This is a genomic window from Kitasatospora misakiensis, assembly GCF_042656005.1.
In the GTDB taxonomy this organism is placed as follows: Bacteria; Actinomycetota; Actinomycetes; order Streptomycetales; family Streptomycetaceae; genus Kitasatospora; species Kitasatospora misakiensis.
This window is the reverse complement of the sequence record NZ_JBHSOF010000015.1, coordinates 43,133-57,170: the sequence shown is the minus strand read 5'-3', so window position 1 is coordinate 57,170 and position 14,038 is coordinate 43,133. Positions and strand designations below refer to the sequence as shown.

The 14,038-nt window shown below is 76.5% G+C and carries 10 protein-coding genes; 8 read left to right on the top strand and 2 right to left on the bottom strand.

The features are described 5' to 3' along the window. Positions 1-123 precede the first annotated feature (123 nt). A complete protein-coding gene (locus tag ACFP3U_RS14295; RefSeq protein WP_380225853.1) occupies positions 124-1,155 on the top strand; it encodes a methyltransferase in 1,032 nt (343 codons plus the stop codon). A gap of 79 nt (positions 1,156-1,234) precedes the next feature. On the opposite strand, the gene ACFP3U_RS14290 is transcribed toward ACFP3U_RS14295, so the two are convergent. Together ACFP3U_RS14290 and ACFP3U_RS14285 are read right to left on the bottom strand one after the other, a co-directional pair. After that, the gene (locus ACFP3U_RS14290; RefSeq protein ID WP_380225852.1) at positions 1,235-1,981 is read right to left on the bottom strand and encodes a class F sortase; all 747 of its coding nucleotides are present in this window, start codon (positions 1,979-1,981) and stop codon (positions 1,235-1,237) included. A gap of 141 nt (positions 1,982-2,122) precedes the next feature. Then, a complete protein-coding gene (locus ACFP3U_RS14285; RefSeq protein ID WP_380225851.1) occupies positions 2,123-2,548 on the bottom strand; it encodes a hypothetical protein in 426 nt (141 codons plus the stop codon). A gap of 250 nt (positions 2,549-2,798) precedes the next feature. Here ACFP3U_RS14285 and ACFP3U_RS14280 point away from each other — a divergent pair, with 250 nt between their 5' ends. The 7 genes from ACFP3U_RS14280 (at position 2,799) to ACFP3U_RS14250 (ending at position 13,998) form a co-directional block, all read left to right on the top strand. Then, positions 2,799-3,251 carry a PPOX class F420-dependent oxidoreductase gene (locus ACFP3U_RS14280; RefSeq protein WP_380225850.1) on the top strand — a complete coding sequence of 151 codons (453 nt, stop codon included), beginning with the start codon at positions 2,799-2,801 and terminating at the stop codon, positions 3,249-3,251. 146 nt (positions 3,252-3,397) lie between these two features. After that, positions 3,398-4,309, top strand: coding sequence for a hypothetical protein (locus ACFP3U_RS14275; protein WP_380225849.1), 912 nt, complete (start codon positions 3,398-3,400; stop codon positions 4,307-4,309). Between the two features lie 405 nt (positions 4,310-4,714). Next, positions 4,715-6,049 (top strand): MFS transporter, encoded by a 1,335-nt coding sequence (locus ACFP3U_RS14270; protein WP_380225848.1) that lies wholly within the window; start codon positions 4,715-4,717, stop codon positions 6,047-6,049. A 68-nt stretch (positions 6,050-6,117) separates the two neighbouring features. Then, entirely contained in the window at positions 6,118-7,452 is a 1,335-nt protein-coding gene (locus ACFP3U_RS14265; RefSeq protein WP_380225847.1) for a non-ribosomal peptide synthetase, read from the top strand. A gap of 167 nt (positions 7,453-7,619) precedes the next feature. Next, on the top strand, positions 7,620-10,802 hold the full coding sequence (locus ACFP3U_RS14260; protein ID WP_380225846.1) for a non-ribosomal peptide synthetase: 3,183 nt from the start codon (positions 7,620-7,622) through the stop codon (positions 10,800-10,802). Then, positions 10,799-12,031 (top strand): acyl-CoA dehydrogenase family protein, encoded by a 1,233-nt coding sequence (locus tag ACFP3U_RS14255; protein WP_380225845.1) that lies wholly within the window; start codon positions 10,799-10,801, stop codon positions 12,029-12,031. The genes ACFP3U_RS14260 and ACFP3U_RS14255 overlap by 4 nt, the downstream gene beginning before the upstream one ends. Before the next feature lie 38 nt (positions 12,032-12,069). Continuing rightward, positions 12,070-13,998, top strand: a complete 1,929-nt coding sequence (locus ACFP3U_RS14250) for a non-ribosomal peptide synthetase (RefSeq protein WP_380225844.1) — start codon at positions 12,070-12,072, stop codon at positions 13,996-13,998. Positions 13,999-14,038: the final 40 nt, after the last annotated feature.

The following is a 14,038-nucleotide window of genomic DNA, read 5'->3' as shown; positions in this document are numbered from 1 at the left end:
CCGGACCGGGCCCGACCGGACCGGACCGGGCCCGACCGGACCGGACCGCACCCGCGGCCCCCGAGCCACCCCCCAGCCACTGCGGCACCCCGCCGCGTCCGCAGAAAACAGAGAGACGGCCCTATGACCACCGCACCCGCCACCACCCCGCAGGCCGCCATGCGCCTGCGGGAACTCGTCTTCGGCGCCGCCTGCGCCGCCGCCGTCCGCGCGGCGGCCCGGCTCGGTGTCGCCGACGCGCTCGACGACACCCCCGCCGCCGTCACCGACCTCGCCGCCGAACTCGGCACCGAGCCCCGGCAGTTGCGCCGCCTGCTGCGCGCCCTCACCTGCTACGGCATCTTCGAGGAGCTCGACGACGACCGCTTCACGCACACCGACATGTCCCGGCTGCTGCGCGAGGACGCGCCGAACAGCCTCCGCTACATCTCCCTGTGGTGCACCGAGCCGTGGACGTGGGAGGCCTGGCCGAAGCTGGACGAGGCGGTGCGCTCCGGCCGCAACGTCTTCCCCGAACTGTTCGGCAAGGAGTTCTTCGACTACCTGCACAGCGACGCGGGCGAGTCCGCGAAGGTCTTCGACAAGGCGATGACCACCTCCAGCCGGCAGTCCGCCGCCGACTTCGCCGGCTACCTCGACCTCACCGGGATCGACTCGGTGGTCGACATCGGCGGCGGCCAGGGCCACGTCCTCGCCAGCCTGCTGGAGAAGCACCCGGCGCTGCACGGCACCCTGCTCGACCTGCCCAAGGTGGTCGCCGGCGCCGACTCCCGGCTGCACCCGGGCGGCGCCTTCGCCGACCGGGCCCGGCTGGTCCCCGGGGACTGCCGGGTGGCCATCCCGGTCGTCGCCGACCTCTACATCATCAAGAACATCCTGGAGTGGGACGACGCGAGCACCCGCCGGACGCTGGCGAACGTGGTCGCGGCGGCCCGCCCGGGCGCCCGGGTGGTGGTGGTCGAGAACCTCGTCGACGACAGCCCCTCGATGCGCTTCACCACCGCCATGGACCTCATGCTGATGCTCAACGTCGGCGGCGCCAAGCACTCCGAGGCGAGCATGGTGCGGCTGATGACCGAGGCCGGCCTGGACGTCCGGGAGGTCCGCCCGGTCAACCCGTACCTGCACGCCTTCGAGGCCGTGGTGCGCGGCTGACCGGCTCCCCCCGGGTACGACGCGACCGCCGGTCCCCTTCCGAGGGGGACCGGCGGTCGCGTCGTACCCGGGGCCCGGCTCAGGCCTTGCGGGTGGACTCCAGGTGCGCGAAGACGACCACGTTGTCCAGGTAGTCGCGGCGCTTCTTGTCGTACGTGCCGCCGCAGGTGATCAGCCGCAGCTGGGCGTCGGGCGTCTTCCCGTAGACCTTCTGGTCGGGGAAGGCGTTCTTGGCGAAGGTCTCGACGGCGTCCACCGAGAAGACGGCGACCGTGCCGTCCGCCCGCTGGACCTCCACCTTGTTGCCCGGCAGCATCAGACTGAGCAGCAGGAACACCGCCGGCCCCTTGGTGGTGTCGACGTGCCCGGCGACCACCGCGGCCCCGCGCTCGCCTGGGGTGACGCCGTCGCGGTACCAGCCGACCAGGTTCTTGTCCTCCGGCGGCGGGGCGTTGAGCTGCCCGGCGGGGCTCAGGGTGAGTTCGGTGAACGGGGCGTCCACATTGAGCTGGGGGATCCGCAGCCTGGTCGGGTTGGACCGCTTCAGCGGCGGCGCCGCCTTGACCGGCGCGGCGGAGGCGGCCGGTGCGGGTGCGGCGGGCGCCTGGGCGGCGGCACCGGGCGGCGCGGCCGAACCGGAGGCCCTGGGCGCTCCGGGCGCTCCCGGGGCGGCGGGCCGGGCGGCGGCCGGGGGAGCGGCCTGACCGGGCGCCGACTCGTCCACCGGGACGGCGTCCACCGAGTTGTAGATCAGCAGCAGACCGACCGCCGCCGCGCCCATCCCCGCGCGCAGCAGCCGGGACGTACCGGGGATCACACCGGCCATCGTCGCTCGCACTCCTCTCAGTGGCCCGCGCTCCTGCTGCCGCGGGCCCGACACGGCGAAGCGCCGCCCCGTGTGCGCCCCCGCCGTGACCGGCGCGCGGGGCGCGGGCCACGACGGGGAGGCGACGGGAACGGCGCGGGATCAGACGGCGGCGTCGGCGGTCCGACGGCCGCGGCGCAGGGCGAGCGCGCCCGCCCCGAGGCCGCCGAGCAGCAGGACCGCGCCGGAGGCGAGGCCGCCGCCGGAGAGCGCCAGACCGCCGCCGCCGGTGTGCACGCCGCCGTGCGGGGTCTTCTCCTCGCCCTTGCCCTCGGAGCCCTTGCTCTCGGGGGCCTTGCTCTCGGGGGCCTTGCTGTCGGGGGCCTTGCTCTCCTCGGTGCCGGAGGCGCTCTTCTGCTTCTCCTCCCAGGTCTTCTGGCCGTCGGTGGTGGCGGCCTTCTCCTGCTTCTCCTGCCAGGTCAGGTTCTTGCCCTGGTCGGCGGCGCCGTCGGCGTAGGCGAGCGGGGCGCCGACGGTGAGGGCGGCGGCGACGGCCGCCCCGGCGAGCAGAGTGCGTGCAGAACGCATGATGATGATCCTTCCGGCGCGGTGCCGCGGTCGCCGACACATCGTCGGGCGGGGGAACGCGGGGCTGGCGCCTGATCCACCGTCAACCACCGGGGCGACCGCTGCCACCGGAGGGCGGCACCGGCGGCCGGGCCGGTGACCCCTTCGGGTGGACTCCCGGGCGTGTTCACCCGAGTGCCCTGGGCGATCCGGGTGATGTGCGTGTACGCGGGGCCGGAATGGCCGTCGGGCGGGCGGGCAGACTCGGCGCATGGTCGAGATCTCGAAGGACGTCCGTGAGCGGATCGAGGCGGGGCACATCTGGTACGTCGGCACGGTCAACGCTGACGGGTCGCCGCATGTGAGCCCGATGTGGGTGGGGACGGAGGGGGACCTGCTGCTGATCAACACCTCCGTCGGGCGGGTCAAGGAGCGGAACCTGCGGCGCGACCCGCGGGTCTGCCTCTCGCTCGCCGACCCCGGGGACCCGTACGACCGGGTGCAGATCCGGGGGCGGGCGGTGCGGTTCGTCGAGGGGGAGGAGGCGGGGCGGAACATGGACGGGCTGGCCCGCACCTACCTCGGCGTCGAGCGATACGGCTGGGGCATTCCGGGGGAGCGCCGGGTGGTGGTGCTGATCGAGCCGACGAGGGTCAGCCGGGTGGTCGGCGTCGAGCCGATGCCCCCGGGCACCCCCGGCGGCGCTCCGGCGGGGCTCGGCTGAACCGCCCCTCCGGCCCGGCTCCTGGTGGCCGCTCGCCCCGGTCCGTCCAGCCTGTGTGCCGTGGCCCGTGCTGCCCGGGGCCCCGGGGGACCGGTCGGCCGGGGCCGCGTCTATCTTGAGGGGCCACGGACACGAGAGGGGCGCACATGGGGACGGCCGGTCGGAAGGTGGCCGCCGCGGCGGCGACGGGTGCGCTGCTGGCGGCGTTGGCGGCCTGCGGCTCCGGGAGCTCGACGAGCTCCGAGAGCGCGGCGAAGGGCACGGCGGGGGCTCCGGTGAGCCCGGGGGCGACGGTGGACGCGTCCGCCATCGGTACCGCCGCGCCCCGGGCGGCGGCCGCTTCCGGGACCGCCACGCCTTCGGGCGCCGCCGCCGGTGGTGGCGCGGGGGCCGCCGGCACCCCGGCGGCCCGGGCGACGGCGCCCGGTGCGACCACTCCGGCGGCGACGGCCGGCGCCGGTGCGACGACCGCCGGTGCGACGACCGGCGGGGCCTCCGGGACTTCCGGCGGCGGGGCCGGGCAGCCGGCCACCGGGCCGGACTCGGAGACCGCGCTGCTCGACTCCGCGCTGGTGGCGCTGCTCCTGCCCGACCAGAAGGCGATGACCGGCTGGGAGGAGGAGAAGCGGCGGGTCGACACCGCCGACCACGTCACCACCTGCACGGCCGCCGCGCCCTGCACCGGCAAGCCGCTGAGCGGCACCGCCCGGTTCGGCGCCGGCGAGGTGATCGTGCGGTTCGGCGTCGACACCCTGCCCGGCCGGGCGCAGGCCCAGGACCGCCTCAAGGCGGCGTACGGCGCCTACGCCGACGGCACCGGGTACAGCCCGGCCGACATCGGCCTGCTGGGCACGGAGAGCCGCGCGTTCCAGGGGCAGCTCGCGGGCCGGGACGGCGTGGCCGTCGTCCTGCGGGCCGGCACGGTGGTCGCGACCGTCACCACCGAGGGCGGCCCGGTGGACCCGGCGGGCACCCGGCGGCTCGCCGCGATGCTGGTCAAGCGGATCGAGCAGGCCCAGGCGGGCCGCACCCCGGACGCCGGCCTCGACCCGGCCTGACGCCCGGCCTGACACCTGGCCCAGCGCCCGTTGCGCGCACGCCTCGCGGCCCCCGCCCGGACTCCCGGGCGGGGGCCGCGCGCGTGCGGTTATCACGCCCGAACCACCGCCAGATGACGGAAAGTCAGCACTCCACAGGTTCAGGCCAAGTTGAGGACGGGCGTCCGTTGGCGCGAAATCGGCAGTCCGGATAGCGGACATCTTCGTGGACATCCCGAACGGGCAGACCGCTCGGCGCGACGCCGCTGGTCGCGCTCGGAAGGACCGGTTCCGCACCGTCGGCGACCGCGTAAGGCGCAGGTGAGGGAAGGCTGAGGAAGCGTCGGCATCCGGTCGATTCGGCCGGGGGCCGGAATCCGGCCAGCCGGTTGCCCCGTAGCAAATCGGTAACCGAGGGTCGGACTGATGAACGAAACGCCTCGCCTGCCTCCCACCGACCCGTCGGCCCGTCGCGACTTCCGGCTCCTGCTCTCGGGAGCGGTCGCGGCGCAGGCGGGCAGTCAGGTCACCCTGGTCGCGCTGCCGCTGGTGGCGGTGGTGGAACTCGACGCCACGCCCTTCCAGATCGGCCTGCTGACCGCCGCCGAGTCCGCCGCCTTCCTGCTGGTCGGCCTGCCCGCCGGTGCCTGGCTGGACCGGATGCGCAAACTGCCGGTCCTGGTCCGCGCCGACGTGCTGCGCTGCCTCGCCGTCGGGTCGATCCCGGTGGCCGCCGCGCTGGACGTGCTCAGCCTGCTCCAGCTCTACCTGGTGGCCCTGGTCACCGGGGTGGCGACGGTCTTCTTCGACGTCGCCCACCAGTCGTTCCTCCCGGTGCTGCTGCCGCGCGAGCGCCTGGTGGCCGGCAACGGCGCGATCGAGACGGTCCGTTCCTCCGCGCAGATCGCCGGACCGGGGCTGGGCGGCGGGCTGGTCCAACTGCTCGGCGCGCCGCTGGCGATCGTCGCCGACGCGCTCGGCTTCCTCGCCTCGGCGGTGCTGCTCGGCCGGATCCGCGCCGAGGAGAAGCCGCCGCCGCCCGAGCCCGGACGCTCGCTGCGCGCCGAGGTCGCCGAGGGCCTGCGGTTCGTGCTGGGGAACCCGCTGCTGCGGGTGATCGCCGCCACCACGGCGGCGTCCAATCTGTTCGGCGCGGTGCTGATGGCCGTGCAGACCGTCTTCTGGGTGCGGGTGCTGGACCTCTCGCCGGCCGCGATCGGGGTACTGCTCTCGGTCACGGCGATCGGTGGTCTCGCCGGTGCGCTGTGCGCCGGCCGGCTCGCCGCGCGGATCGGGCAGGCCCGGCTGATCTGGCTCGCCCCGCTGGTCACCGGCCCGTTCGCGCTGCTCTGGCCACTGGCCGACGGGGGCGCAGGGGCGGTGCTGTTCGCGATCGGCGGCGTGGCGGTGCTGTTCGGCGCGGTGGTCTACAACGTCGCCCAGGTGAGCTTCCGGCAGAGCCTCTGCCCGCCCCGGCTGCTCGGCCGGATGAACGCCACCATGCGGTTCCTGGTCTGGGGGACCCTGCCGCTCGGCGCCCTGCTCGGCGGTGCGGTCGCCGACGCGGCCGGTCCGCGCACCGCGCTCTGGCTCTGCGCGGCGGGCTTCCTGGTCGTGCCGGTGCCGCTGCTGTTCTCGCCGCTGCGCGGCCTGCGGGACCTGCCGTCCGCGCCACCGGAGGACGGACCGGCGGCGGACGGGGGCGCGACCGAGGCCGACCTGGCCCGTGACGATGCCGCCGAGGCGAGACCGGCCCGCTGAGCGCCGCCCGACCGCGCCCGATCCATCCCGACCCACCGACGCCCTGAACGGAAAGCGGAGAACCTCCCGTGCACTCCAGCATCACGGCCGCCTACCTCACCCGCTACCGGTCCCTCGCCTCCGCCGCCGAGGCGGCCGCCGCCCCCGAGGTGCTGCTCCCGCTCACCGGTGCGCAGCGCCGCTTCCTGATCACCCGCCACCGCGACCGGGACGCCCGGACGGACATCGTCCCGCTGTTCTTCGCCTTCCCGCGCGGCACCGTCGACCTGGACCGGCTGCGCCGTGCCACGCTCCGCCTGGCGGACCGGCACCCGGCGCTGCGCGGCGCGTTCACGGTGCTGCGCGGTACGCCGGTGCTGCGGCTCGGCGAGCCGTCCGTCGAGCTGGCCCGGGTGCCGGTCGACCCGCCGGGCCCCGCCGGTCCGCCGGACGGCCCGTCGGACGGGCCCGCGCGGGCGGCGCTGCTCCGGGCGCTGCTGGACTGGCCGACCGACGGGCCGGTGCTGCGCCTGCTGCTGGCGGCCGGGCCGGGGGACGAGGAGGAACTGCTCGCCGTCGCCCTGGACCACGCCGCCTGCGACGAGCAGTCGCTCGGTCTGGTCACCGAGGGGCTCGCCACCGAGTACGCCGCCCCCGGTAGCACCGACGCCGACGCCGAGGCCGCCACCGCCGTCGAGGCCTACCGGGCCGCCGTGGAGGGACAGTTGGCCGCCGAGGCGAAGGCCGCGAGCGAGGCCGCCCACGCCCACTGGGCCACCCGGCTCGGCGCCCTCGCCGACGCCCCGGAGGAGGCACGGCCGGCCGGGTCGGCCCGCTCGACCGGCATGGCCGTCGAGCGGCTGCCCGCGGTGACCGGGGCCGCCCGCGGCGGCGTCTTCCCCGCGCTGCTGGACGCCGTCGCCACCGCGGCGCACCGGCTGGACGGCGGCCGCCGGGTGCTCGCGCTCGGCTACCCGTGGGGCGGCCGCCCGGCCGACGCGGCCCCGGTGCTCGGCTGCTTCCTCAACACCCTCGTCCACCCCGCGCCGCCCGGCCCGCCCCGCGACCTCGACGCCCTTGGCGGCGCCTGGTGGGACGACCTCGACCACGCCGACACCCCGTACGACGAGGTGGTGCGCGCCGCCCGGTCGGCCGGGGCGAGCTGGTCGGGCGGGCTCGACGGGCTGCTCACCTTCGAGGACCTGCACCGCCGCCCGCCGCTGGTGCTCGGCGGGGTCGCCGGGCGGGAGGTCCACCTCGCGGGCCGCCCGCTCGCCGCGCCGCTCGCGGTCTCCGCCTCGCACGGCGAGGACCTGCTGCTCCGGCTCGCCTGGGACCGCGAGCGCTACTCCGACGCCGTGGCCCGGGAGGCCTTCGCGGTGCTGCTCACCACCCTGCGCCACCACCTCGGCGCGCCGGCCTGATCCGCCGCGAAACGCTCCGAAGCCCCACCAGGCCACCCCGGCCACCCCGACCACCCCGACCGGGCCCGCCACCACCCCCGGCGGGTCCGGTCCGGGCGGGCCCCAGCGCTGCCCGCCCCCGATCCGTCGAACCCGAAGAACCACCCGATACCGTCAGGGAGTTGCCCATGTTCGCACTCTCCTCTTCGCAGGAGATCGTCTGGCTGCACGAGCAGATGCTGCCCGGCAGTCGTGCCTACAACTTCACCGCCGCCCTGGACCTCTGGGGCCCGCTCGACACCGACGCCCTGCGGGCCGGGCTCACCGCCGTGCTCGCCCACCACCCCGGCCTGCGGCTCGAACTGGTCGCCCGCGCCGAGGGGTTGCTGCTCCAGCGGGTCGGCACCCGGACCGAACCGCGTCTGCGCACCAGCGACCTGAGTGCCGAGACCGACCCCGAGGCCGCGTTCCGGACCCTGCTGGCCGCCGAGGCCGAGGAGCCGCTGGACACCACCGAGGCCCCGCTGCTGCGCTGGCACCTCGTCCGGATCGGCGCCGACCACCACCGGCTGATCCACATCGAGCACCACCTCGTGCACGACGGCCACTCGTTCGCGATCCTGCTGCGCGACCTCTTCACCGTCTACCGCGCGCACGTCTTCGGCACGGCCGACACCGTCACCCTGCCCGCCGCCCCCTCCTACGAGGAGCACGTGCGCGCCGCCGAGGCCGTCCGGGACGCCGGCCGGGAGCGCGGACTCGCCTTCTGGAAGCGTGAGTTGGCGGACGCCCCGCTCGATCTCACGCTGCCCGGCCTGGCCCGCCCCGGCGCGCGCCGCCGCCACCGCGGCGGGCAACTGCGCCAGTCGATCGGCGCCGACCTCGCCGAGCGGCTGCGCGAGCGCGCCAAGGCCGACGGCCACACCCCCTTCTCCACCCTGCTCACCCTCTTCGCCGAACTGCTGCGCCGCCACAGCGGCCACCGCGAACTGATGGTGGGCACCGCCGTCGGCAACCGTCCGCCCGGCTTCGAGGGCACCGTCGGCATGTTCGTGAACACCGTGCCGCTGCGCCTGCGGCTCGACCCGGCCGCGCCCGGCACCGAGGCGGTGGACGAGGTGACCGACGTGCTGTTCCGCGCGCTGCCCCACCAGGACGTCCCCGTCCAGGAGTTGACGCGCGCACTCGGCCGGCACACCAGCGGCGCCGACAACCCGCTGTTCAGCGTGATGTTCAGCGCGCACGACGCGCCGCTGCCGGACGTCCAGGCGCCCGGCCTGGAGGTCTCGCTCTACGAGGGGTTCAACACCGGCACCACCCGCTTCGACCTCGACCTCGTCCTGCTGCCCGACGACCGCCGGGTGGTCGGCGAGAAGCACGGCGCGGCGGGGATGACCCTGGTCTGGGACTACGACGAGGACCTGTTCGGCGAGGAGGTCGCGACCCTGCTCGCCGGGCGGCTGCTCGACCTGCTGCGCGGCTACCTCGACGGCCCGGCCGCCCGGCTCGCCGACCTCGCGGTGACAGCCACCGGGGCGGTGACGCCCGCCGGGGCGGCGCCGACGGCCGGGGCGGAGCCGACGGCCGGGGCGCTCCCCGAGCCGGCCGACCTCGACCCCGCCGCCGCCCACGACCCCACCGCGCTCGGCCTGCTCGCCGGCTCCGAGCGGCTGAGCTACGGCGACCTCGACCGCCGGGTCGGCGAACTCGTCGAGCGCCTGCGCGCCGCGGGGGTGACCCCCGGGCAGCCGGTCGCCACCGTCCTGCCGCGCGGCGTCGACAGCGTCGTCGCCCTGCTCGCCTGCCTGCGCCACGGCGCGGTGTACGCGCCGGTCTCCGCCGAGGACCCGCAGGCCCGGCTCGCCCTGCTGCTGGAGCGGCTCACCCCCGCCCTCGTACTGGCCACCCGGCAGAGCGCCCTCGCCCTGCCCGGCGGCATCACCCCGGCGCTGCTGGACGGCCCGCCGTTCCCCAAGGCCGAGCCGGCGGCGGTGCTCGACGGCGCCGCCTACCTGATCCACACCTCCGGCTCGACTGGCGTGCCCAAGCCGGTGCTGGTCGGCCGCGCCGCGCTCGCCCGGTACGTCACCGCGATCGCCGACCGCTACGGGCTGGGCCCGGCCGACCGGGTGCTGCTGTTCGCCCGGCCGTCCTTCGACGTGGCCCTAGAGGAGGTGCTGCCCTCGCTGGTGGCCGGCGCCGCCTTGGTGCTGCCGCAGCGCGAGGTCCCGACCGGGCCCGAGCTGGTCGCCGTGCTGGCCGCCCGCAGCGTCACCGTCGCCAACCTGCCGACCAGCTACGCCCTCGCCGTCCGCGCCGAGCTGCGCGAGGCGCTGGCGGACGGCCGCTGGTCGCCGCGGCTGCTGGTGCTCGGCGGCGAGCGGCTGCCGGCCCGCGCCCTGCGCGGTCTGACCGACGGCACCGCCGTCACCGTCCTCAACGCCTACGGGGTCACCGAGGCCACCGTCACCTCCACCGTGCACGAGCTCACCGCGGCCGACCTGGCGCCCGGTACCGATGGGGTGCAGGACGGCGCCGAGGACGCCGCGGAGATCCCGCTCGGCACCGAGCTGCCCGGCGTCCGGATGCACGTCCTGGACACCGGCGGCCAGCCGCTGCCGCCCGGCGCCGTCGGCGAACTCGCCGTCGGGGGAGTGGCGTTGGCCGACGGCTACCTCGGCCTGCCGGAGGTCACCGCGGCCCACTTCGCCACCGTCCCGGCGCTCGGCGGCGCACGCGTCTACCGCACCGGCGACCGCGGCTACCGCGACCTCGACGGCCGGCTGCGCTTCCTCGGCCGCCAGGACAACCAGGTCAAGCTGCGCGGCTTCCGGATCGAGCTGGAGGAGATCGAGGCCGCCGCCTCCGCCGAACTCGGCGGCCGCTCCTGCGCCGTCCTGCTGCACCGGGACGAGCACGCCGGCCCGCGCCTGCTCGGCTTCCTGGACGGCGGCCCGCAGCCCGACCAGGCCGCCCTGCACGCCGCCCTGGCCCGTCGGCTGCCCGCCGGGCTCGTCCCGGCGAACTGGACGGCGCTCGACACCATGCCGCTGCTGCCGGGGGGCAAGCCCGACCGGGCGGCCCTCGCCCGGCTGGCCGCCGAGGCGCCCGAGAGCACCCCGGAGGAGGCCCCGCCGGCCTTCACCGACCCCGGTCAGCTGCTGATCGCCGAGGCCTGGCGCGAGGTGCTCGGCCACGACCGGTTCGCCGCGGACTCGCACTTCTTCGAGGTCGGCGGCCACTCGCTGCTCGCCGCCCGGCTCGCCGCCTGGCTGGAGCCGCGCCTCGGCAGCCGGCCCCCGCTGCGCACCCTCTTCCGGCACCCCGTCCTGGCCGACCAGGCCCGCGCCCTGACCGGAGTCCAGCAGTGAACCCCGCCGCGCCCGGCCCCGCGACCACCCCCGGCCCCGCCACCACGGCCGGCCTCTCCGCGCCGTCCGCCGTCCTGGAGGCCGAGCACCGCGAGCTGGTGGCCGCCTTCGAGAGCTTCGTCTGCCGCGAACTAGAACCGCTCGCCGCCGAGTTGGCGGAGTCCGCCGAGCAGCCGCCGGCCGACCTGCGGGCCTACGTGCGCAAGCGCTCCGCCGCCCTCGGCTTCTACGCCGGCGACTACCCGGAGGAACTCGGCGGCTCCGACATGCCGTTCACCGCCGTGGTGCTGCTCCACCACGCCGCCGGGCGCAGCGGCTGCCCGCTCGCCCCCTACGCGCTGGCCGGCTCCGACGGGCCCAGCCCGCTGCTGCGGCACGGCACCCCGGAGCAGATCGAACGCCACCTGGTCCCGCTGGTCCGCGGCGAGCGCACCCGCTGCCTGGCGCTCACCGAGCCCCAGGCCGGCTCCGACGCCTTCCGGCTCACCACCACCGCCGTCCGCGACGGCGACGGCTGGCTGCTGAACGGTCGGAAGACCTTCGTCAGCAACGCGGACCGCGCCGACCTCGCGCTCGTGGTCGCCGCCACCGACCTCGGCGACGGCGCCGGGCCGACCGCCGGCGCCACCGCCTTCGTCCTGCCCATGGACCACCCCGGGCTGCGGATCGGCCAGCGCTACGAGGGCATGTCCGGGGAGCCGCTGTTCGAGTTGACGCTCGACCAGCTGCACGCCCCGGCGTCCTCGGTGATCGGCGGCGAGGACGGCATCGGCGCCGCCACCGGGCTCGCCATGGACAGCCTCTCCCGGGGCCGCCTGGTGGTCGCCGCGATGTGCGACGGCATCGCCGAGTACGCGCTGCGGCTCGGCGTCGAGTACGCCCGCGAACGGCGCGCCTTCGGGCACCCGATCGGCGACTACCAGCACGTCCAGGAGCACCTGGTGCGCACCCGCGCCGAGGTCGAGGCGGCCAAGCTGCTCACCCTCGCCTGCGCCCGGCTGGTCGACGAGGGCACCGAGGCCCCCGAGAACGCGGCGCTCGCCAAGCTCACCTCCTCCGAGACCGCCGTCCGGGCCGTCGACCGCGCGCTCCAGGTGCACGGTGCCACCGGCTGGGTGCGCGGCCACCCGCTGGAGTACCTCTACCGCTACGTCCGGATGACCACCATCATCGAGGGGACCTCCGAGGTCCAGAAGGTGATCGTGGCCCGGGCCATGGGCCTGGGCTGACCCGCACCGACCATCCATCGACGTCCGGAGGACCCCTCATGACCACCGCCCCGACCCGGCCCGTGCCCGGATTCCTGCCCGGCCTCTCCGTCTCCTACGGCCGCCCGGCCCGCGACGGCGCCGTACTCGACCTGTTCACCAGCTGGGCCCGCCGGGCCCCGCACGCGCCCGCGCTGATCGACGGCGAGCTGATCCTGAGCTACGGCGAACTCGACCGCCTCGCCGACGACCTGGCCGCGCGGCTGGCCGGGCACGTCCGCCCCGGCGACCTGGTCGGCCTCTGCCTCGACCACTCCGCCGCCCTGGTCGCCGCCACCGTGGCCGTCGCCAGACTCGGCGCCGTCCACCTGCCGCTCGGACCGCGCCCCGGCGAGCGGCGGCTGCGGGCCGTCGCCGAACAGCTGCGCCCCGCCTGCCTGATCGGCGACCCGGCGCTGCTGCCGCCCGCCCACCGGGACGGCACCCACCTCCCGATCACCGCCCCGGGCGCGACCGGCGTCGTGGCCGCCTTCGCGAAGGACGCGGGCGCCGACGGTCCGGGTTCCGACGGCCCGGGCGCCAACAGCCTGCGAACCGACCGCCCGCGAGCCGTCCGGGCCCCCAAGGGCACCCAGTACACCGTGCTCACCTCCGGCTCCACCGGCCTGCCGAAGGCCGTGGCCGTCGGCCAGACCGCGCTCGGCGCCCTGCTCGCCTGGTACCGCGACCTGACCGGCCTCGGCCCCGGCGACCGGCACAGCCTGCTCATCGGCGTCTCCTTCGACCCGCACCTGATGGAGCTGTGGGCCGGCCTCACCTCCGGCGCGGCGCTCTGCGTCGCCCCCGACGCCGTCCGCTGGGACCCGGCCGCGCTCACCGACTGGTGGCGCACCACCGGCATCACCGTCGGCGTGCTGCCCACCCCGCTCGCCGAGCCCGTCCTGGACCGCCCCTGGCCGGCCGGCCTGGTGCTGCGCCACCTCACGGTCGGCGGCGACCGGCTGCGCCGCGGCCCGGGCCCGGACGTCACCGCCGTCGTCCACAACGCCTACGGCCCGGCCGAGGCCACCGTGACCACCACGGTGCACAGCATGGCCCCGGGCGCCGACCACGGCACCGACGCGCCGCCGATCGGCCGCCCGATCCCCGGCGCGATCGTCCTGGTCACCGACGAGAGCGGCCGGCCGCTTCCGCGCGGCGAGGCCGGCGAACTGCGGATCGGCGGCCAGGGCCTGGCCATCGGCTACCTCGACGCCGGGCTGACCGCCGAGCGCTTCGTCTCCGCGCCCGACGACCTCGACGGCACCGACCGGGTCTACCGCACCGGCGACCGGGTGCTGATGCGTGCTGACGGGGTGCTGGAGTTCCTCGGCCGGCTGGACGACCAGGTCAAGGTCAGCGGCGTGCGGATCGAACCGGCCGAGGTCGAGGCCGCCCTCGAACGCGACCCCCGGGTGCGGCGCGCCGCCGTGGTCGCCCGCCCGGCCCCGGTGGGCGGCGCCCAACTGCTGGCCTTCGCCCAGCTCGCCGAAGGGGTGGGGAGCGCCGGGGTGACCGGTGCCGAACTGCTGGAGGCGGTGCGGCCCTGGCTGCCCGGGCAGGCGGTGCCGGGCGTCCTGCGACTGGTCGACGGCTTCCCGCTGGACGCCAACGGCAAGATCGACCGGGCCGCGCTGCTCAAGGCGGCGGAGGCCGAGGCGCAGCAGGGCGTCGAGCGGACCGCCGCGCCCGGTCCCGACACGGCCGCCACGCCCACCGAGCGGACGGTGCTCCGGATCTGCGCCGACCTGCTCGGCCGCGCCGACCTCGCGCCCTCGGAGAACTTCCTGGACGCGGGAGGGACTTCGGTCACCGCCGCCCGGCTGCTCGCCGCCTTTGAGGAGGAGTGCGGGGTCCGGCTGCGGGCCCCGATGCTGCTGCGCCAGCCCGACCTGCGCGCGGTGGCCCGGCTGATCGACGAGCGCCGTCCGGGCGCCGCCGCCGGCTGACCGGCCGCCCTCCTCGCCCGCCCACCGTCGTACGGCGCCC

Coding starts and splice junctions, on each gene's coding strand:
- ACFP3U_RS14260 (WP_380225846.1), top strand. CDS start 7,620: ATGTTCGCACTCTCCTCTTCGCAGGAGATCGTCTGGCTGCACGAGCAG.
- ACFP3U_RS14280 (WP_380225850.1), top strand. CDS start 2,799: ATGGTCGAGATCTCGAAGGACGTCCGTGAGCGGATCGAGGCGGGGCAC.
- ACFP3U_RS14250 (WP_380225844.1), top strand. CDS start 12,070: ATGACCACCGCCCCGACCCGGCCCGTGCCCGGATTCCTGCCCGGCCTC.
- ACFP3U_RS14295 (WP_380225853.1), top strand. CDS start 124: ATGACCACCGCACCCGCCACCACCCCGCAGGCCGCCATGCGCCTGCGG.
- ACFP3U_RS14275 (WP_380225849.1), top strand. CDS start 3,398: ATGGGGACGGCCGGTCGGAAGGTGGCCGCCGCGGCGGCGACGGGTGCG.
- ACFP3U_RS14270 (WP_380225848.1), top strand. CDS start 4,715: ATGAACGAAACGCCTCGCCTGCCTCCCACCGACCCGTCGGCCCGTCGC.
- ACFP3U_RS14285 (WP_380225851.1), bottom strand. CDS start 2,548: ATGCGTTCTGCACGCACTCTGCTCGCCGGGGCGGCCGTCGCCGCCGCC.
- ACFP3U_RS14290 (WP_380225852.1), bottom strand. CDS start 1,981: ATGGCCGGTGTGATCCCCGGTACGTCCCGGCTGCTGCGCGCGGGGATG.